This is a genomic window from Marinobacter confluentis (genome assembly GCF_004785685.1).
GTDB classification, from domain to species: domain Bacteria; phylum Pseudomonadota; class Gammaproteobacteria; order Pseudomonadales; family Oleiphilaceae; genus Marinobacter; species Marinobacter confluentis.
This window is the reverse complement of the sequence record NZ_SRPF01000002.1, coordinates 199,917-219,930: the sequence shown is the minus strand read 5'-3', so window position 1 is coordinate 219,930 and position 20,014 is coordinate 199,917. Positions and strand designations below refer to the sequence as shown.

Sequence of the window (20,014 nt, the reverse complement as noted above, 5' to 3'; positions counted from 1 at the left end):
CATTCATGAGCAAGTTTTACACTGACGAAAAAAACGTTCTTATTCTGGTCGGGCTGTTGAAAGCGAATGGGATTAGAAAGGTTATTGCCTCGCCGGGAGCCACAAATATTACGTTCGTCGCGAGCGTGCAATATGATCCATTCTTTGAGGTTTACTCAGCAGTAGATGAGCGTTCGGCTGCCTATATGGCATGTGGATTGGCGCATGAGTCCGGCGAGCCCGTTGTCATAAGCTGTACTGGTGCCACTGCTTCTCAGAACTATACTCCAGGCTTGATCGAGGCGTACTACCGCAAGCTTCCAGTGCTCGCAATTACCTCTACACAGCTTGTTAGCAAGGTTGGGCACCTTGTTGCACAGATTACGGACCGCAGCAATATGCCGAACGACACTCAGCGGGTCAGCTTTGACCTCCCCATTGTCAAAGACGATGACGACTGGTGGGAATGCGAGGTAAAAGCCAACCAAGCGATTCTTGAGCTGAAACGCTGCGGCGGTGGCCCGGTTCATATCAATTTACCAACACGATACAGTCGCGTTTATGAAACCAAAACGTTGCCAACTTGCCGCGTGATGAACCGATTTACCACAGCTGACAAACTGCCAAAATTGCAAGGCCGAGTGGCGGTGTTTGTTGGCGCTCACCGCGACTTCAGCCCACAGGAAACAGAAGCGTTGGACCTTTTCTGCGGCAGTAATAATGCCGTAGTACTTTGCGACCACACCAGTGGCTACAAAGGCAAGTATCGTGTCGTTTACTCTCTGGCGGCCAGTCAGGACCAGATGGACTTGAGTGACAACAAGCCGGACGTGACTATCCACATCGGAGAAGTTACAGGCGATTATGCGGGCATGGCAATGGTCGGAAATGAAGTGTGGCGTGTTAGTGAAGATGGCGAAATTCGCGACACCTTTCGCAAATTGCGCTACGTATTTGAGATGGACGAAAAAACCTTTTTCGAACGCTATACAGACTCATCTAAAGCACCGGCTGATCAATACCTGAAGCTATGCCAAGCTCGCCTCCAAGAAGTGCAGGAAGATATCCCCGAGATCCCTTTTTCGAATATTTGGGTCGCACAGCGCACAGCACAGAAAATTCCGGAAGGTTCCGTTATACACTTCGGCATTTTGAACAGCCTCCGGTCCTGGAATTTCTTTGAGCTGCCGGATTCCGTAACTTCAATGTCGAACGTGGGAGGCTTCGGAATCGACGGAGGGCTATCAAGCCTGCTGGGCGCATCACTGGCCAATCCCAACAAACTCTACTTCGGCATTATCGGCGACCTAGCATTTTTCTACGACATGAACGCACTGGGCAACCGCCACGCCGGCAAGAACCTACGTATCATGGTGATTAACAATGGTAAAGGTACCGAGTTCCGGCAATACAACGCTGTAGCTGCGCACTTTGGTGAGCAGGCTGATGAATTCATTTCGGCGTCAGGGCACTACGGTAATAAATCGCCCACTCTGATAAAACACTACGCGCAGGGTCTGGGTTTCAAATATATCAGTGCTTCTTCTAAGGAAGAGTACGAAACCGTATACGGCGAATTTCTGGAGAAGCATACGGGTGGGCAATCGGTAGTGTTTGAGGTCTTTACAGATAGTGTCGAAGAGAGTCGGGCTTTGGAGATAGTTAGGAACATTAGGAAAGAGCATAAAATGGCAGCAAAAGCTGCAGCTCGGAGATTGCTTGGGGATCGATCAGTTAAAGCGATAAAGAAGGCTCTGGGTAAATGAAAAAAATCGGAATTCTGAATTTTCAATACTCAGCCCATAACTACGGCGCAGTACTCCAAGCTGCCGCTCTTGAGTATATCTGTCGCCAGCTTGGCCATGATCCTCGACATCTAGATTTTATTCCACGGCCAAAGGTTACCGTCAAGGGGGGAGCAGGGAAGTTACTTAGAAAAATGGGGTTAAGAAAAGTGCCGAAGGCTATTCACTTCGCGAATGAGAAAGCGTTCGAGAGGTTCAGGCAAACCTTTCTCACCAGAACGCGACCGATCAAATCAAGAAGAGAGTTTTCTGGCGTCGCAAAGTGCTTTGATTCCGTCGTCGTCGGCAGCGACCAAGTTTGGCGTCCCACATTTGCCAATGACATCATGGCTTTTTTCCTAGGATATGTTCCAAAAGGTGTGAATAGAATTGCATACGCCGCCAGCTTCGGAACGGCCACTTGGGAAAAGACCGATGACAAATTTTTAACAGCACGAGTCCAAGAAGAGTTGTTGCAGTTCAAGGCCGTTTCTTGTCGCGAGGAATCCGGTGTAGAGATTTGTAAAAACGTTTTTGGCGTTAGGGCTGTGCATGTTCTCGATCCGTTGTTGCTGGTTGATGAACCGTTTTTTGAGAACGTTGTGTCGAATTCTTCAGTAAGGTCAAGAACTAAACTTGTTTATTATAAGCTAGACTCTACCCCTGATTTTCAAGAAGACTTGAAAGTAGTTGGCGCGGAACTGGGATGTGATGCGGTAAACATTTACTTCAAGGATTCTGATGTTCCTGAATATCGGGAGGTGTCGGATTGGTTGGCGCTGATTCGGAATTCCGAAGTTGTGATCACGGATTCTTTCCATTGCATTTGTCTTGCCCTACGATTTGGTAAAGAAGTTATTTACTGCCCTAATGTGAGTAGGGGGCAAACGCGGCTGGATAGTTTGTTCAGAAAGCTGAATATCGAAGTGGAACCATTGTCTTTTGATTTGAAGACGTCGATGTGGAAGCTTTACGGAAATAGTGGTGTTGAGGCGGTTCTTGAAGTTGAGCGCAAAGAGTCAATCAGATTTTTATCAGACGCTATACGTGAATAATTGCAGCCTCGATTTCTCATTTTTTCAGTCTTTAGTCGCGCAACTTTCGGCACTCCACTCAGATTTTCTTAAGCCGATAAAAATCTTGTGTTCAGTGACAATAGCTTCCGGATTAACTTCGTTAGGACCAAGTTTTGAAATTGCTATCTTATTTCAGGGCTTAAAGTCACGGGGCTAAATCCGATTTTAACTATTTTAATTGGTTAAACTTATGGTCGATCCTAAAGTAAGCATTATAATATCATCCTACAATAGTGAGAAGTATATTGGTGATGCACTACTTAGTGTCGCAGATCAGACATTAAAAGAAATAGAGGTTATTGTAGTTGATGATGGATCATGTTCCAACGAGACATCTATAATTTGTGAAAAATATCGGGATATAATCAATGCGCCTCTTTTATACATTTATCAAAAGAATGGTGGTCCCTCGAAGGCACGCAATGTTGGTTTGTCTCGGGCTCGGGGTGAGTATATCGCTTTTCTCGACTCGGACGACACATTTCTTCCTACCAAGCTTCAAATGCAATTGAAAATACTATCTGACCTTCCGAAGAATTACGCTTGCGTCATAGGTTGTGCGGAAATAATTAATTCCGAAACTCGAAATAAAATAATTTCTTGCCCTGATGAGATAGATGGCTATTTAGATGTCGAAAAATTTGTTTCAGGTTATATAAAGATAGAAGGAACTCCTGGCTATTTTTTTCGTAGATCTTCTCTGGAATCAGTTTGTGGATTCGATGAGTTGCTTAGGAATAACGAAGATTTTGATTTATTACTTCGCATTGGTTTAAAGTATAAGATAAAAACACATAAGGATATAGTATTTAAACAGCGGTGCCGGCCAGATTCCTTATCAAAATCAGATCCGATTCAGGCTCTTGTAGGCGTTTTGGCGTTTTGTGATAAATTAGAAAATGAATTTTCTGATGTGTCTGATGCTTCAATTGCAAGGAAAAAGCAGCGAGCATATTTTTCAGCTGCAATGGGATGTATTAGAGAAGCGCGTTTGAGGCACTATCTGTGGTTGGTTAATATGGGACTGAACATGACTGGAGTTAAAGGATGGAAGGGATTTTTGGTGCTTATTTCTTCCCGTCCTTTCCGATGGCTTGCGATTAAACCACCCGGAGTTTCACAGAATGGCGCCTGAGATCCCGAGGCGAATTCTCTTTCTCGTTAGCTCCATGCAGGGCGGCGGCGCTGAACGTGTGGCGGCTTTGTTGAGCAATCATTGGGCGGCGCAGGGGCATCAGGTGACACTTATGCCTACCTTTTCTGGGAGAGGTGAGTGCCTTTATTCGTTGGATGAACGGGTACGGTTGGAATATCTTGCAGACCGAGTCGGTGGCTCGAAACGCTCACCGCTGAACAAACTTCGACGATTTATTGAATTGCGATGTGTTATTCGTGAAACAGCACCGCACGTAATTCTTTCTTTCCTCTCTCATGTGAATATAGCAGCGATCGTGGCGGCCCAAGGCCTGGGTGTGCCAGTGGTGGTTTCGGAACGGACATATCCTCCCTCCGGACAGTTGAGTATACTTTTAAACAATTTTCGAAAGTGGACATACCCCCTAGCGAATGCCGTGGTGATGCAGACCGAGCAAGGGCGAGATTGGCTAGCTACTTCTTGCCCGCGGGCTAAAGCTTATGCAATTCCTAATCCGGTTGTCTATCCACTTCCTGTCGGCAATCCTTTATTAGATCCTGGGACCATTGTACGGCCTGAACGAAAAATTATCCTTGGGGTTGGTCGTCTGAGTGAAGAGAAAGGTTTCCCTTGTCTAGTTGATGCTTATTGCAGACTCGCAAATAAGTTCACTGATTGGGATCTTATTCTCCTCGGCGAAGGACCGGAGCGTGAAAAGCTGGAGCAACAAGTAAAGAGACTTGGTTTGGAGAGCCGTGTTTATATGCCAGGCAGGGTTGGTAATTTAGCCGACTGGTATGAGCGCTCTAGCTTTTACGTGATGAGTTCTCACTTTGAAGGCTTCCCAAATACGTTGGTAGAAGCCATGGCTCATGGGTTACCGGCTGTTAGTTTCGATTGTAGTACAGGTCCAGGCGATATTATCCGACATGGCATTGATGGTTTACTTATTCCACCTGTTGACGGTGTGCCGGCGTTGTGTTTTGCAATGGAGCATTTGATACAGAATGGTACCTGGCGGAAGGAGCTGGCAGAGGCGGCGAAGTTGGTTCGTAGACGGTTCTCCATGTCACGTGTTGCCGAAGAATGGGATTCTGTTCTGGGTTTAAAGTAAGAATAAAGTGTCTGAAATAAATATTTCACAGTCTCATGTTGATTATTGATGCCTCAGTTATCTTCATTTTCATTGGCTGAACTGGCAGTGCCGGTGTTGTTCATTTTTTTCGCAGGCCTCTTTGCCACGTGGTTCGTGACTCGTTCGGTCCTGTTGAGTCTGCTTCTGCCCTTCATTAAAGCAGGTGTGTTTTTGTTCTACTACGGAAGCTTGTTCGATGGCACTTGGACGTTTCTGGATGATTGGAACTATATACATAAGGGTGAAAGCCTATTAGGCCAAGGCATTAGCATTACTAACTTTTGGTCGGATGTTCCGGCTCTTTTTTCAGCCGCTGGTGGTCAGCATTTCGTCTATTATCTTTTCAATGCGGATGCCTTCAGGCTTTTCGGGCCCGAATACTACGCTCCTGTGGCAATAAACATCGCACTAACGTTCGTCGCCGCTGCCTTCATGTCAAAGGCAGCAATATGCGGATTATATGTGCCCCAACGATTAACAACGGGAGCTTATACGTTTTTCGTGTTGTCGCCGAACTTGATCGCTTGGTCCACGGTCATGAATGGCAAGGACACGATAGTCATGACAGGCACAGCTATGGCTGCCTACGCAGTCAGCCAATCGGAAATGGGAAACCATCGAAGAGCATTGCTGTCAGGCTTGATGGTTGGTTTAGTATTATTTTTTACACGCTTTTACACACCCCTACTAATGTTGACTGCCCTCGGGGGCGCCATTTTGCTTAACGGAAACGGCCGACGGTACCCTTGGATATGGCTTTTGGCTATTTCAGGACTCGTGGTGGTGTCAAGTACACTTGGTATTAGTAGGCTTGCTAGTGCATTTAGTCAACTACAAGAAGGATTTGTGAACCCTGTCTATGGGTCTATTCGCTATCTTTTGACTCCCATCCCTTTTAACACAACAGAGCAATACAGCTTTATTAACCTTCCTCAGCTGTTTTATTGGATGCTCATTCCATTTATGGGATATGGCGTTTACCGTACTTGGCGACGAGCGACTCTAACATCACGCTTCATTGTTATTTATTTTCTCTTGATAGTCATGCTTTATGCCATTTTCGGTGAATTGCAGGGCCCTAGGCATAGATATCAATTGGAAGTCTTGATCGTGACGTTCCAATTCCTTGGAATATTAAGTGTGATTAAACAGATGGGATTTCGCCGCTCGGGGCAAAAAATTTCCCGATCCAGCGTAGTCATTGACAATAGCGGGGCGCGAACATGAACATACTGCACATCATCACCGGGCTGACAACAGGTGGGGCTGAGCGTGCGCTATATAACCTGCTAAGTGGTAGTTTGGCAGAGTCCCGAAGTGCGGCTGTGCTTTCCCTTCAGGACGAAGGAGTTTATGGACCCAAAATCAGGTCATTGGGGGTTCCGGTTTATACCCTCGATATGAAGCGCGGAATATCTACACCAACTGTTATCTTGCGATTACGCAAGTTGGTCACAAGGCTTCGTCCTCATCTCGTTCAAGGCTGGATGTACCACGGCAATATAGCTGCCAGTATTTCTGCACGACTAGGCGCCGGGTTTCGCCCCGTTGTCGCTTGGAATATTCGCCATAGTCTTTACTCCTTGGCCGCGGAAAAGCCCCTGACTCGCCAGATAATCAGAGTGAATCGCTGGGCTTCCGTAGGCGCCGATGTTGTAATATATAACAGCAGCCTTTCCCGTAAACAGCATGAAGCGTTTGGCTTTGCAATGAATCCCGGCCAGGTCATCCCCAACGGGTTTGATACTGTCTCGTTGTTTCCGGACTATGAGCGTGGCCAAGCGGCTCGGTTGGCATTGAACATGCCGCTAGAGGCGGTGGTAATTGGCCATGTGGCGCGTTTTCACCCGATGAAGGATCATGCTTCATTTCTTCGCGCAGTAGTGGACATCATGCCCAAGCGTCCTGATGTGATGTGTCTGCTGGTCGGGCGTGATGTCGACCTCCAAAACCCGATGTTAGACCGCATTGTGCCGCCCGAGCTTGAAAGCAGATTTCGTATTGTCGGTGAGCGGGATGACGTGCAGGATTTAATGCTTGCAATGGATGTATTCTGCCAAAGTTCCTGGTCTGAGGCCTTCCCAAATGTGCTGGGCGAAGCGATGGCCTTGGGCGTGCCTTGCGTAGCCACGGATGTGGGTGACAGTCGTTGTATAGTGGGCGACACAGGCGAAGTAGTTCCTCCCTCGGATAGTGACGCGCTGGCAAGGCAACTACTTTCGATGCTGGGTCGGTCCGCAGAGGAGAGGGCATCGCTGGGTCAGGCAGGGCGGCAGCGAATCGAGGAGCGGTATGCTTTACCAAAAATGGTGAAGCAATACTCGGACCTTTATACGAAGCTTGTCTCAGAATGATCGGGGCAGGACCTTTATTGTCAACTTCTTTTGCAGACAGTCTACCGCTTTGCAAATGACCGATTTCAGGGAATAAAGTCTAGTGTGTGGTATCGCAGGTTTCTGGGCAAGTAGAGCCGATCTAGCTGTCGGGGAACGAATGGCGTCGCTGATAGAAAGTCGTGGCCCCGACGATTCAGGTATCTGGGGTGATGAGCAAGCAGGGGTGGTTCTGGCCCATCGCAGGCTTTCGATCCAAGACTTGTCGCCTGCTGGGCATCAACCCATGGGGTCTCCTTGTGGACGATATTCATTGGTGTATAACGGGGAGATCTATAACCACCTAGATTTGCGTAAAGAGCTTGAAGCTGATGATGGTGGCTTTGATTGGCGGGGCCACTCAGATACGGAAACGTTGTTGGCGGCATTAGCGCACTGGGGTGTAAGGGGTGCATTGGAACGCGTGAATGGAATGTTTGCGTTTGCTCTTTGGGACAAGGCTGAACGCATACTTTTTCTGGCTCGTGACAGAATGGGTGAGAAGCCACTCTATTATGGTCGCAGTGGTGATGCTTTCCTTTTTGGCTCGGAACTCAAGGCGCTAGCAGCACATCCGGACTGGCGAAACAAGATTGATCGAGATGCCTTGGCTTTGTATTTGCGCCACAACTATGTGCCCGCACCTTGGAGCATCTATCAGGGCATTGCGAAGTTGAAACCGGCGCACTTCGTCGTTATCCACAACGGCGGTCTAGAGTTTGGTGAGCCCCAGTGCTACTGGGATCTCGGTACAGTAGCAGAACAGGGAGTGGCCAATGCTACTGGCAGAGCCGACGAGCTGGTGAATGAATTGGATGGGCTACTGCGCGATTCAATTGGGCGACGCATGGCTGCGGATGTACCGCTTGGCGCTTTCTTGTCCGGTGGGTACGACTCCACAACGGTCGCCGCGTTGATGCAGGCGCAAAGCGAGCAACCTATCCAGACCTTCACCATTGGGTTTCATGAAGAAGGCTACAACGAGGCCGTGCACGCACGCGCCGTGGCCGAGCACCTAGGTACAGACCATACTGAACTTTACATCACGTATGAACAGGCGATGGCGGTTATTCCAAAATTGCCTGCTATTTATGACGAGCCTTTTTCAGATTCATCACAGATTCCAACCTACTTAGTGAGTGAGCTAGCCAGTAAGCAGGTAACTGTTAGCCTTTCTGGGGATGGGGGTGACGAACTGTTTTACGGCTATGATCGCTACTTCAAGGCTGAACAGATATGGGGCAAACTGACCTGTCTGCCACTCCCACTGCGCAAATTAGCCGCCGTTGTGCTTGCTCGCGCCCCAGGCAATGGGCTAGAAAGCGTAATGCAGCTACTGCCCAGAAAGTTTCAGGTTAACCATCTTGCCGATCGTTTGCCAAAACTGGCCGAGATCTTAGGTCACCAATCCGGCGAAGCGTTATATCGAGAGATGGTTTCTCATGCCAAGAACCCAGCGCGGCTCGTTCTGGGTGCCACTGAGCCGGAGACGATCCTCAGCTGCCCAGACCGCCTGCCTAGCCTCCCAGGTCTGCGAGAACGGATGATGTATCTGGACATGATGACCTATCTGCCCGACGACATCCTCACCAAGGTTGATCGGGCTAGCATGGCGGTGAGTCTAGAGGCGCGAGTGCCGCTGCTGGACCACCGGTTAGTGGAGTTCGCCTGGAGGGTACCTTTCGAGTATAAATACCGAGATGGTCAAGGCAAATGGCTATTGCGCCAGGTACTATACCGCTATGTTCCGCGCGAGCTGATGGACCGGCCAAAAATGGGATTTGGTGTACCCATTGAACAATGGCTGCGAGGTCCACTGCGGGAATGGGCAGATGAACTTTTAGATGAGAGCAGACTACGGAATGAAGGCTTTTTTGACCCTGAGCCCATTTGCAAGATGTGGAGGGAGCATGTTACCGGTGAAAGACGTTGGCATTACTACTTATGGGATATATTGATGTTCCAGGCTTGGCTGGAAGCTAACCCTAAAGCGCACTGATAGACCTTTGCACGTCTCCCTCTCTTTGGCCTCAATCTCTTAATCCGATAAAACTGACAGGTATGTCGTGCATTCTTTCAATAAGCATGAAGATAAATTAGCTATTATTAGCATCGGCTACGTGGGCCCCATTTTCACCGAGGAAAACGGCAGATTATTCAGTCCTACCTCGGATTTCTCACGATCGGATAAAAGAAAACGGCTGAAAGTGCTATGATTTCAAGTTCCTACAAACGAAAAACAACACTACCGGCCTCCATTCAAAACGATACCTAAAAAACTGATCTTCTTGCCACTCTCTCGCGGCCAAATTCAAGCCGATTTCTCCGGTGGCCACATCAGCTCCGATGCCAGACTGCTCTTGCTTCGCGAAGTCGACAAACAACATCGTCTGACCTCGGTTCTCAATGCCCCTAGCAACCCGGTGTAAACATCCCTGTTTTAGTTGCACCGCTGATTAGAGCTTTCCGCCTGTTGGTATTTCGCCAGATATTCTCATGGCGTCAGGTCTTCCAGTGAATCGTGGGGACGTTCATCGTTGTATTCCGTCATCCAGGATTCCGTTCGTTGCCGGACTTCGGTGAGATTTCGGAAGACATACATATTCAGAATCTCGTCTCGGTAAGTTCGATTGAAACGCTCTACATATGAGTTCTGGGTAGGCGTTCCGGGTTTGATGAATTCCAGTGCAATGCCGTTCTGTTCAGCCCAATCCGCCAGAGCAATAGAGATGAACTCCGGGCCGTTATCCATACGCAATTTGGCGAGATAGCCTCGCCAGGCGATGATGCGTTCCAGTACCCGAATGACCCTAGGGGCCGGTAGATTCAGATCAACCTCTATGGCCAGGATCTCCCGGTTAAAGTCGTCCACCACGTTGAAAGTCCGGAAGCGGCGACCACAGAACAGGCTGTCGCTCATAAAATCCATCGACCAGCAGAGATTAGCGGTTGCTGGCACGGTCAAGGGCTCCGGGTTTCTTGTGGGAACCGGTGCACCCGTTTGTGGTTCCAGCCATGCCCCCATCGCCTCAATACCTTGAATAGCTTGCTGAATCCGTAAGCTGGGTAACGTTCAGCAGCGCTCTGAAGCGCTGCAATCACGGGTGTATCTCTCGACGTATCTGGCCGATAGCGATACACAGAGTCACTGATGCCAGCGATTCGGCAGGCTCGGCGAGTACTAGTGCCATGAGCCTGCTTGAGGTAATCCACCAGTTCTCGTCGAACGGCTGGCTTTACAGCTTTTTTTCGATGACGTCCTTCAGCAGCTTATGGTCCAGGCTCAGCTCGGCGTACATCTGCTTCAAACGACGGTTTTCCTCTTCCAGCTCCTTGAGCCGCTTCACATCAGAGGCTTCCATACCGCCGTATTTGGACTTCCAGTTGTAGTAGGTCGCATCGGAGATGCCGTACTCCCGGCATACCTCCTTGACCAGTCTGCCGCCTTCAACCTCTTTCAGGATCTTGACGATCTGGGACTCGCTGTACCGTGACTTTTTCATGTCGCTCTCCGTTTGCCTCATTGTAGGCCGGAGAACTCTAATTACGCATGCACCGATTTTAGGGGATGGTTACATCAGGCTGCCATGTTCGTTCATCATTTAAGTTAAAGTTGACACAGACGTTACAGCGAAATCGAATAGGAGCGAAGTTGTGGCTAAAATACTGGTTTATGAGTTGAACGAAGTGCCTTGGCGTGTGGTGGATTTGTATCTTCAGCATCGCCCTGAGGCTTTTTTGCACAGTTTTATGAAGAACGCATCCTGCCTGACTACTCGCACGGTCGACTCCGGGGAACTCCACCCATGGAGCACTTGGCCAACAATGCATCGTGGAGTCAGCAATGATAAACATGAAATAAGGTATATCAATCAGGACCGAAGTTGCGGGGAGGCTTCCCCACCTGTCTGGGAGCTGGTAGCTGCTAGTGGTAAAACCGTTGGAGTCTGTGGAAGCTTGCAAAGCTATCCGCCAATGGAGAATCCGGAGGCGCTTTTTCACGTTCCTGATACTTTTGCTCCCGGCAGCGAAACGCGGCCTGATCGTTACGCAGCTTTCCAGCGAGTTAACCTGAAACTGACAGGTGAAAACAAGGCCGTCGCGAAGGGGTATGGGCTGAAGGATCTGCTTGATGGGGTGCAGCTGTTCCGCTCTGGCGTTTCCGTAAAAACCGGATTTCGGCTTTCACAACACTTGGTAAGGGAGAGAGTAGATCCCAAGAACAAAGCCTTGCGCGCAACCATGCAGGCCCATGTGGCATTCGATGTGTTTCTGGATGCGCTTAAACAGTCCAAGCCCAACTACGCAGCAGTTTTTTCAAACCATGTTGCCGGAATGATGCATCGCTATTGGAAGTATTCTTTTCCGGAAGATTTCAATTATTCACTGAAAGACTCCGAGTTTGACCGGTTCCACAGCCAGTCGATCCTTAAAGCTATGGATATTTTTGATGAGCAGCTCGGTGTGTTGGAGCAGTTTGCAGATCGCGAAGGCTATGAGATTGTTGTCAGTTCCAGCATGGGGCAGGAAGCCGTTGAGCGGGGTGAGTATGTTCCGGAACTCAAGCTTGATGATGAGTCCTTGTTAGCCTCGGCTTTCGGTTTCCAGGGAGCATTCCGTATGAACCTGGCGATGCAACCAGACGTCGCGCTGGAATTCTTGAGCCAACAGAAACTGCTGGAGTTTGTTCAAAGCCTGCCGCGCCTCACAGACGCGGAAGGTCAGCAGGTGCTGATCAAGCGCTATAATGAACAGGGCCTAACTCTTAATCTGTCGGTTCGACGTTCAAAGGCGGCTGTGGAGTCTGGTACTTTGTACTTGGATGAAAAGCCCGTTCGCCTGGATGAACTGGGCTTCAGCGTCATCGAGCGCGATCCCGGCACGGGATATCATCAGCCTGAAGGTATCTGGCTATGGAAAGGCGCAGCCCAACCCAAGCTTTCTGGCAGGGAGGTGGTAGACAGCCGGCAGTATGCGCCCACGATCCTGCGCGCGCTCGGTGTGTCTTGCCCGGATTATATGATGGCGCCGGTAAACTGAGTGGATTAGTCGTTGAGTTCCCCGTTGATTGTATTAACCTCAAACACCTCTTGGTATTTATTCAATTTCCGAAAAAGCACTATTCTGGCGTTGGTTCAGAAGGGTTTTAGGGTGGTGTGCTTGTCTCCCCAAGATAATTACTCGGAGCGTCTGGCTGAGATGGGGGCGGAACATATTGCATTGCCTCTGGACGGCAAAAGCACTGGTATTTTGCAGGAACTGCGTAGTTTCAGGTTTATCTGGCAGTTCATGCGCCGCCATAACCCGGACTTTGCGTTTAATTTCACAGTCAAGATGAACATCTACAGTGGTTTGGTTTGTGCTTTGTTACAGATCCATTTTGCCAATAACATCTCCGGCTTGGGTACAGCCTTTATTCACGATTCCTGGCTGTTTCGTCGCGTACGACAGGTTTATGGGCTGGTTAACCGCAGGGCTGAACGCTTGTTTTTCCAGAATGAGGAAGACCTGGAGGTATTCCGGGATTCCGGTTTGCTGGGTAACACGTCGGTTATCCTTTTGCCGGGATCAGGTGTTGATCTGCAGCGTTTCAAACAGTCCAAGTTGCCTTTAGAAAAGCCCATAACTTTTATAATGATTGCCCGTCTGCTTGGAGATAAAGGTGTGCGTGAATACGCCGCAGCGGCGTCTATGTTGGGAAAGTGGGGCATCGAAGCCCGGTGTCTTTTATTGGGGCAACTGGGTGCGAGTAACCGAACCGCTATTTCCTCTGAGGAAGTTCTGGCCTGGCAGGCTGAGGGCCTGATTGATTATCTGGGCGAAACTGATGATGTGCGTGGTCATATTGCGCGGGCCCACGTACTGGTGTTGCCTTCTTACAGGGAAGGAATGCCTCGCACGGTTTTGGAAGCCGCTGCTATGGGTCGTCCTGCGATTGTCACGGATGTTCCAGGTTGTCGCCATGCGATTGAGCCCGGGGTTACGGGTTGGTTATGCAAGGCGCGTGACTCCGAGTCTCTGGCCGAACAGATGTGTAACGTGGCAAAAATGGAGCGCGCAGAGCTTCAAATGGCAGGTGATGCGGCGCGAAGGCGAATGGAGGGGAACTTCAGTGAGCAAGTTGTCGTAGATGCCTACCTGAAATGCCTCGATTCATATGGTTGACTTACACAGCTGTTATTTAATGTAAAAGGCTTATTTGTTAATAGCCTTAAACTGCGTCTGTAAGGTAATCTCCCCACAAATTGTAATGCCTTTTCACTCAGCACGGCGAAACACATGGAATCTATAGGCTATCTCGGCCTCTACTCAGGGATTATCGCGTTCTTTTCGATGTTCATTCTGAAACCCGTCGCATTGAGGGTGCGCCTGCTTGATCAGCCGGATCACCGAAAAGTGCACGTCGGCGTTGTACCCTTGACGGGCGGTTTGAGTGTTTTTATTGGTGTACTCGCGGCCTGGATGGTACTGATGCCGTTGGCGGGCGGTTACGGCATTTATTTGCTGGCGTCTTTGCTGCTGGTTGCGCTTGGTGGGGTGGATGATGCCCGCGATGTGCCTGCCAGGTTCCGGTTGTGGGCACAGGTAGCGCTGGGAGCGTTGTTAACTTATGGTTCCGGTGTTTCCCTGGTGCATCTCGGAAATCTTTTCGGCCTCGGTGTTATCGAGCTGAGCTGGTTTGGTCCATTGGTGACGATTGCCGCGATTATTGGTGCTACGAATGCTTTCAATATGGTGGACGGCATTGACGGCCTGGCTGGCAGCATGAGCCTGGTGACGCTCTCCTCACTGTCTGTTCTGTTTTTCTTTGCGCCGGGTAACCACCTGGAGTTGGCATTGGCGTTTTCCATTGCCATCGCGCTTCTGCCTTACCTCGCTGCGAATTTGCGGATACCACCGTTTAGAACACGTATCTTTATGGGCGATGCGGGGTCCATGTTTATTGGTTTTTCGGTTGTCTGGTTGTTGGTGAAGGGTACCCAGCCAGAGGCACAGGCGTTGCGGCCGGTGACGGCGCTGTGGATCATTGCTGTGCCTTTGATGGATATGGTTGCAATCATGGTCCGCCGGGCCCGGAAAGGTCAGTCTGTGATGAAGCCAGACAGGGAACACCTGCACCATATCTTTCAGCGGGCCGGTTTGTCTGATCGCCAGGCTTTGCTGGTAATAACCGCGTTTTCCGTTCTGTTTGCGGTGATCGGTATCGGTGGTGAGTTGCTGTTGGTTCCTGAGTGGATCATGTTTGTTCTGTTCCTGGCACTGTTCGTTGGTTATAACTGGGCTATTAAGCACGCCTGGCGGCTGGTGGTGCTGTTCCGTCAGCAATATGAAACTCTGGATCGGAAATAGGTCCGGGATTGAGCGACAGTTTCGGAAGTTCACCCCTCAATCGGTAGCAAATTTTCCGCCTATCACATCCGCGCCTTAGCTGAGATAATAGAACTTCAAGATCAAGTTCTGAATAAAAAGGGCGGCTATGACCACTGAATCGGTACTGGTAACGGGGGCCGATGGCTTTATCGGGTCTCACCTCACTGAACTGCTTGTACGTGAGGGCTACAAGGTAAAAGCATTATCCCAGTATAACTCGTTCAACTATTGGGGTTGGCTTGAAAACATTGATTGCCTGGACCAGGTAGAGGTCCTGAATGGCGATGTTCGGGACCCCCACTACTGCAAGCACATTACCAAGGGCGTAGACGTTGTTTACCACCTGGCTGCGCTGATTGCGATTCCCTATTCCTACGTAGCGCCAGATAGCTACGTGGATACCAACATCAAAGGCACCTTGAACATCTGCCAGGCTGCGCTGGATAACGGCGTGAAACGGGTGATTCACACCTCAACCAGTGAGGTCTACGGCACGGCTCAGTATGTGCCCATTGATGAGCAGCACCCGGTTCAGCCGCAATCGCCTTACAGCGCATCCAAGATTGCCGCTGATGCCATGGCGATGAGTTTCTATAACGCCTTTGACCTGCCTGTTACCGTGGCCCGTCCGTTCAACACTTATGGGCCGCGCCAGTCCGCCAGAGCGGTTATTCCAACCATCATTACCCAGATTGCCGCCGGCCAGAAATCCATAAAGCTGGGTGATGTGTCGCCCACCCGGGACTTCAACTACGTTGAAGACACATGCCAGGGGTTTCTTGCGCTTGCCAATTCAGAGAAAACGGTTGGTGAAACCGTGAACATCGCGTCTAACTTCGAGATTTCGGTGGGCGACACGTTGAATCTTATCCGGAGCATTATGAACAGTGATGTCGAGTTCATAACGGATGAACAACGTTTTCGGCCGGGTAAATCCGAGGTGTTCCGGCTGTGGGGCGAGAATGCAAAAATCAGGGAACTGACAGGTTTCGTGCCGCAGCACACCATTGAGGATGGCTTGCGAAAAACTGTGGAATGGTTCACCGAGCCAGACAATCTTAAGCACTACAAGGCCGGGATCTACAATGTCTGATTTCAGTGGCCGGCTGATTGAGTTTGTTCGGGACCATTATCGCACCAATGAGTTCATTCCACTGCACGCACCTGTGTTCACGGGGCGAGAGCGGGACTATGTGCTGGACACAGTTGATTCTACGTTTGTGTCCAGTGTTGGCGCGTATGTTGATCGCTTCGAGCGGGATATGGCGGATTATACCGGGGCGCCCCGAGGCGTTGCGACGGTGAACGGAACGGCCGCGCTGCACATTGCGCTTAAGCTTGCGGGGGTCGAGTCGGATGATCTGGTCATAACTCAGCCGTTGTCTTTCGTTGCCACCTGCAACGCTATCTCGTATTGCAACGCTCAGCCGGTGTTTGTGGATGTCGACAGGAAAACCCTTGGCTTATCTCCGGTATCCCTTGAAGCCTGGCTTGAGGAGAACTGTCGGGTTGGGGGTGATGGTGTTGTTCGCCATAACAGTAGTGACCGGGCCGTAAAAGCGTGTGTACCCATGCACACCTTTGGCCACCCGGCTAATCTAGATGGGCTGATGGAGGTCTGCCAACGCTGGAATCTGGTGTTGGTAGAAGACGCGGCGGAATCGCTTGGCAGTTTTTACAAGGGGCGCCATACCGGATCTTTTGGTGCCTTGGGGACCTTGTCGTTTAATGGCAATAAAATTATCACCACCGGCGGTGGCGGCATGGTGCTTACCAGTGAGCCATTGGGGGTTCGGGCCAAGCACCTGACCACCACTGCGAAAAAGCCACATCCTTATGAGTACATTCACGACGAGGTAGGCTACAACTATCGGCTGCCTAACTTGAATGCAGCCCTGGGATGTGCCCAGCTTGAGCAGCTTGAGGGCTTCATTGAGCAGAAAAGAGAGTTAGCCCAACGTTATGGTGAGCTGTTCAAGGGCAGTGAATTGAGTTTTATTGAAGAACCGGATCACTGCCGCTCGAATTATTGGCTGAACGCCCTTGTGTGTGAAGACAATGAGGCGCGCAACCGACTACTTGAAACAACGAACAGCAAGGGCGTAATGACGCGGCCAATATGGGCGTTGATGAACCAGCTTGATATGTACAGAGATTGCCTGCGCGGGCCGCTGGACAATGCTGAGTGGTTGGCTGAGCGTGTGGTAAATCTGCCAAGTGGTGTTCTGGGGGCGGCTCAATGAAACGCATCGCTGTGTTCACCGGTACGCGGGCAGAGTATGGACTGCTGTACTGGTTGTTGCGTGGCATTCAGGAAGATGATGCCCTTGAGCTTCAGTTAATCGTCAGCGGCACCCACCTTCTCGCGGAGTTTGGTGACACGGTAAAAGCGATTGAGGAAGATGGCTTTGCTATTGATGCCAGAGTAGACATGTTGCTTTCTTCGAGCTCGGGTGTAGGTATTGCCAAATCCATTGGCGTTGGGACGATTGGCTTTGCCGATGCCCTGGACCGCCTGGCCCCAGATTGCATCGTGGTGCTCGGTGACCGTTTTGAGGCGTTATCAGTTGCACAGACGGCTATGGTGATGCAGATACCGATCGTGCATCTTCACGGTGGCGAGTTGACCGAGGGCGCTATTGATGAGGCGATCCGTCATTCCATTACCAAAATGGCACACCTTCATTTTACAAGCACGGAAACCTATCGAAATAGGGTCATTCAATTAGGTGAGCAGCCTGACAGTGTATTTAACGTCGGTGCGCCGGCGATGGAGAATATTCGGCGGCTTGATTTTCTTGATCAACCTGCATTGGAGAAATCTTTAGCTTTTGATCTGGGGAAAGAACCACTGCTGGTGACCTACCATCCAGTGACTTTGAAGCCAGGCGGTGGTATTGAATCACTTCGAAACCTCCTGACCGCTCTTGAGGATGTGGTACTACAGAAAAAAATAGTGATTACCTTTCCCAACGCGGATACCCATGGGAGAGACCTGATCCCGCTGTTGAAGTCATTTTCAGAGAAACATGCTGGCCAGGTTTTGTTAGCGCAGTCGCTGGGACAGATTCGGTACCTGAGTCTTATGAAGCTGGCGGGTGCTGTTGTTGGTAATTCTTCCAGTGGCTTGTTGGAAGCGCCGGCACTGGGTGTGCCCACGGTTGATATTGGTATGCGTCAGAAGGGTAGAATCAAGCCTGAATCAGTGGTGAGCAGCGCGGACGACCTAAAGGCGATTCGAGACGCCCTGGAGTATGCGCTATCGCCCGAACACAGGAGCGTTTGTGCAGCCGCAGCTAATCCATATGGCGATGGTTACGTTAGTGAGAAGATTATCCCGATTCTCAAGACCCGAGACAAAGCAGAGCTTCTATTCAAAACGTTTCACGATCTGAAGTTTTGATAACGGCAGAAGGGTTCATGATCCTCAAGGAAATCCGATAACTATGACGGTCAACATCATTGCTGAAGCCGGTGTTAACCATAACGGTGATAAAGATCTGGCGTTTGAACTTGTCAAAGTAGCGGCGGCTTCTGGCGCTGATGCGGTCAAGTTTCAGACCTTCAACGCACAGCGTCTGGCCGCGTTGACGGCGCCCAAAGCCAGATATCAGCAGTCCACAACGGACGCGATGGAAAGCCAGTTGGCGATGCTTAAAAAGCTGGAACTTCCGGAGGCCTGGCACTCGGAACTCAAGGCCTATGCGACAGAGCTGGGCATTACCTTTATCTCTACGGCGTTTGATATTAAAAGTCTGGCGTTTCTTCAGACACTTGACCTTCCGTATTACAAGGTGCCTTCAGGCGAGATAACGAATGCACCGCTGTTACTTGCGTTTGCCGGGACGGGCAAGAATCTGATCATTTCAACTGGGATGGCAACCCTGGGTGAGGTCGAGCAGGCGCTGGCAGTCGTTGCCTATGGTTACAGTCACAACAGTGAACCATCAGGCATGGATGATGTCTGGCGCTTCTGGAGTTCAGCCAGCGCCCGAAGTGCAATCGCCGGGCGAGTGTCTTTATTGCATTGCACGTCACAGTACCCGACCCCTATGTCTGAAGTGAACCTGAGGGCCATGGATACTCTTCGCCAGGCGTTTGCTTTGCCGGTCGGTTATTCGGATCATTCCGAGGGGTTGTTGATCCCCGTCGCTGCTGTTGCCCGTGGCGCGACGATCATTGAGAAACACTTCACCCTGGACCGACAAATGCCAGGGCCCGATCATCGGGCTTCATTGGAACCTGATGAGTTGGCTGAGATGGTGTCGCAGATTCGTGAGATTGAGTCGGCGCTGGGTGATGGCCAGAAACGGCCCCAGGAGAGCGAATGGGATACACGCCAGGCTGCAAGGCAGCAGATCATCTTTGCCGAGCCCGTCGTCCGTGGTGACATCATAACCCGGTCAGCTCTGACCACCGCACGCTGTGGCCGGGGTTTGTCCCCGGCACTGAGCTGGGACCTGGTAGGGACTGCAGCCAGCCAGGATTTTAAACCCGGAGATGTTCCGGAGTGACCGGCGGAATTTGTGATCTTTCTGGCAGGCCATCAATCCTTCTGGGGGCGGGTGGGCATGCCCGGGTGGTTCTGGAGCTGGCCATAGCCTGCGGTGCAAGCGTGAAAGGGGTATGTGACCCGGAGCTTTCTGGCCGCGGTGTGAGCCTGTGGCACACGGTTCCGGTGCTAGGTGGTGATGACTATCTCAATGGGGTTACCCCTGAGGATGTCTGGATTCTAAATGGTATAGGAATGATGCCTGGCAGTGGCGTTAGGCATTCCATTTTTCAAAGACTAAGCCAGGCCGGTTTTGAGTTTCCGGCACTGACGCATCCTGCAGCCTGGGTTGCCGGATCGGCGACGCTGGAAGCTGGGGCACAGATTATGGCCGGTGCTATTGTGCAGGCGGGCGTTTTCGTTGGCCTGAATACGATTATCAACACGCGAAGCTCAGTGGATCATGATTCACTCATAGGCAGCCATTGCCATATTGCCCCTGGAGTGACACTTTGCGGGGATGTGCAGGTTGGGGACCACACTTTTATCGGAGCAGGCGCAACAGTGATTCAAAGTGTGGCGGTTGGCGCCAATGCCTTTGTTAAGGCCGGCCAGGTCGTTACCGGAAATGTGTTGTGAGATGCTGAGAAATCCATTCTATTGTGCAGAC

15 protein-coding genes and 2 pseudogenes are annotated in these 20,014 nt (G+C 50.5%); 16 read left to right on the top strand and 1 reads right to left on the bottom strand.

What is annotated here, in order from left to right; all coding sequences use genetic code 11:
• The first annotated feature begins 5 nt into the window (after positions 1-5).
• From E5Q11_RS06485 to E5Q11_RS18180, 8 genes and pseudogenes are all read left to right on the top strand, one after another.
• Positions 6-1,745: a thiamine pyrophosphate-binding protein gene (locus E5Q11_RS06485; RefSeq protein ID WP_135802605.1), complete on the top strand. Its 1,740-nt coding sequence runs from the start codon at positions 6-8 to the stop codon at positions 1,743-1,745.
• Positions 1,742-2,818 (top strand): polysaccharide pyruvyl transferase family protein, encoded by a 1,077-nt coding sequence (locus E5Q11_RS06480; RefSeq protein ID WP_135802604.1) that lies wholly within the window; start codon positions 1,742-1,744, stop codon positions 2,816-2,818. Before E5Q11_RS06485 ends, E5Q11_RS06480 begins: the two co-directional genes overlap by 4 nt.
• Before the next feature lie 211 nt (positions 2,819-3,029).
• Positions 3,030-3,974, top strand: coding sequence for a glycosyltransferase family 2 protein (locus E5Q11_RS06475; protein WP_135802603.1), 945 nt, complete (start codon positions 3,030-3,032; stop codon positions 3,972-3,974).
• On the top strand, positions 3,964-5,088 hold the full coding sequence (locus E5Q11_RS06470; RefSeq protein ID WP_135802602.1) for a glycosyltransferase family 4 protein: 1,125 nt from the start codon (positions 3,964-3,966) through the stop codon (positions 5,086-5,088). The genes E5Q11_RS06475 and E5Q11_RS06470 overlap by 11 nt, the downstream gene beginning before the upstream one ends.
• A 48-nt stretch (positions 5,089-5,136) precedes the next feature.
• Complete coding sequence (locus E5Q11_RS06465; protein WP_135802601.1) at positions 5,137-6,336, top strand: hypothetical protein; 1,200 nt, start codon at positions 5,137-5,139, stop codon at positions 6,334-6,336.
• Positions 6,333-7,463: a glycosyltransferase gene (locus tag E5Q11_RS06460; RefSeq protein WP_135802600.1), complete on the top strand. Its 1,131-nt coding sequence runs from the start codon at positions 6,333-6,335 to the stop codon at positions 7,461-7,463. Before E5Q11_RS06465 ends, E5Q11_RS06460 begins: the two co-directional genes overlap by 4 nt.
• An 82-nt stretch (positions 7,464-7,545) precedes the next feature.
• Positions 7,546-9,480, top strand: coding sequence for an asparagine synthase (glutamine-hydrolyzing) (gene asnB, locus E5Q11_RS06455; protein ID WP_135802599.1), 1,935 nt, complete (start codon positions 7,546-7,548; stop codon positions 9,478-9,480).
• Between the two features lie 268 nt (positions 9,481-9,748).
• A pseudogene (locus E5Q11_RS18180) lies at positions 9,749-9,886 on the top strand (IS1380 family transposase); the annotation flags it as partial.
• Positions 9,887-9,975: 89 nt separating this feature from the next.
• Here E5Q11_RS18180 and E5Q11_RS06445 read toward each other — a convergent pair.
• Positions 9,976-10,984: pseudogene (locus tag E5Q11_RS06445) on the bottom strand (IS3 family transposase).
• Between the two features lie 151 nt (positions 10,985-11,135).
• Here E5Q11_RS06445 and E5Q11_RS06440 point away from each other — a divergent pair.
• The 8 genes from E5Q11_RS06440 to E5Q11_RS06405 all read left to right on the top strand — a co-directional run bounded on the left by E5Q11_RS06440 (position 11,136) and on the right by E5Q11_RS06405 (position 19,983).
• Positions 11,136-12,521: a hypothetical protein gene (locus tag E5Q11_RS06440; RefSeq protein ID WP_135802598.1), complete on the top strand. Its 1,386-nt coding sequence runs from the start codon at positions 11,136-11,138 to the stop codon at positions 12,519-12,521.
• Positions 12,522-12,533: 12 nt separating this feature from the next.
• Complete coding sequence (locus E5Q11_RS06435) at positions 12,534-13,646, top strand: glycosyltransferase family 4 protein (protein ID WP_135802597.1); 1,113 nt, start codon at positions 12,534-12,536, stop codon at positions 13,644-13,646.
• 114 nt (positions 13,647-13,760) lie between these two features.
• Positions 13,761-14,831, top strand: coding sequence for a UDP-N-acetylglucosamine--undecaprenyl-phosphate N-acetylglucosaminephosphotransferase (gene wecA, locus E5Q11_RS06430; RefSeq protein ID WP_135802596.1), 1,071 nt, complete (start codon positions 13,761-13,763; stop codon positions 14,829-14,831).
• Between the two features lie 127 nt (positions 14,832-14,958).
• Entirely contained in the window at positions 14,959-15,945 is a 987-nt protein-coding gene (locus E5Q11_RS06425) for an NAD-dependent 4,6-dehydratase LegB (RefSeq protein WP_135802595.1), read from the top strand.
• Positions 15,938-17,095 carry a LegC family aminotransferase gene (locus E5Q11_RS06420; protein ID WP_135802594.1) on the top strand — a complete coding sequence of 386 codons (1,158 nt, stop codon included), beginning with the start codon at positions 15,938-15,940 and terminating at the stop codon, positions 17,093-17,095. The genes E5Q11_RS06425 and E5Q11_RS06420 overlap by 8 nt, the downstream gene beginning before the upstream one ends.
• Entirely contained in the window at positions 17,092-18,255 is a 1,164-nt protein-coding gene (gene neuC / locus E5Q11_RS06415; protein WP_135802593.1) for a UDP-N-acetylglucosamine 2-epimerase, read from the top strand. The genes E5Q11_RS06420 and neuC overlap by 4 nt, the downstream gene beginning before the upstream one ends.
• Before the next feature lie 43 nt (positions 18,256-18,298).
• Positions 18,299-19,366: an N-acetylneuraminate synthase gene (neuB, locus tag E5Q11_RS06410; protein WP_135802592.1), complete on the top strand. Its 1,068-nt coding sequence runs from the start codon at positions 18,299-18,301 to the stop codon at positions 19,364-19,366.
• Positions 19,363-19,983, top strand: coding sequence for an acetyltransferase (locus E5Q11_RS06405; RefSeq protein WP_135802591.1), 621 nt, complete (start codon positions 19,363-19,365; stop codon positions 19,981-19,983). The genes neuB and E5Q11_RS06405 overlap by 4 nt, the downstream gene beginning before the upstream one ends.
• Positions 19,984-20,014: the final 31 nt, after the last annotated feature.

Coding starts and splice junctions, on each gene's coding strand:
- wecA (WP_135802596.1), top strand. CDS start 13,761: ATGGAATCTATAGGCTATCTCGGCCTCTACTCAGGGATTATCGCGTTC.
- neuB (WP_135802592.1), top strand. CDS start 18,299: ATGACGGTCAACATCATTGCTGAAGCCGGTGTTAACCATAACGGTGAT.
- E5Q11_RS06480 (WP_135802604.1), top strand. CDS start 1,742: ATGAAAAAAATCGGAATTCTGAATTTTCAATACTCAGCCCATAACTAC.
- E5Q11_RS06420 (WP_135802594.1), top strand. CDS start 15,938: ATGTCTGATTTCAGTGGCCGGCTGATTGAGTTTGTTCGGGACCATTAT.
- E5Q11_RS06485 (WP_135802605.1), top strand. CDS start 6: ATGAGCAAGTTTTACACTGACGAAAAAAACGTTCTTATTCTGGTCGGG.
- neuC (WP_135802593.1), top strand. CDS start 17,092: ATGAAACGCATCGCTGTGTTCACCGGTACGCGGGCAGAGTATGGACTG.
- E5Q11_RS06465 (WP_135802601.1), top strand. CDS start 5,137: ATGCCTCAGTTATCTTCATTTTCATTGGCTGAACTGGCAGTGCCGGTG.
- E5Q11_RS06470 (WP_135802602.1), top strand. CDS start 3,964: ATGGCGCCTGAGATCCCGAGGCGAATTCTCTTTCTCGTTAGCTCCATG.
- E5Q11_RS06475 (WP_135802603.1), top strand. CDS start 3,030: ATGGTCGATCCTAAAGTAAGCATTATAATATCATCCTACAATAGTGAG.
- E5Q11_RS06425 (WP_135802595.1), top strand. CDS start 14,959: ATGACCACTGAATCGGTACTGGTAACGGGGGCCGATGGCTTTATCGGG.
- E5Q11_RS06460 (WP_135802600.1), top strand. CDS start 6,333: ATGAACATACTGCACATCATCACCGGGCTGACAACAGGTGGGGCTGAG.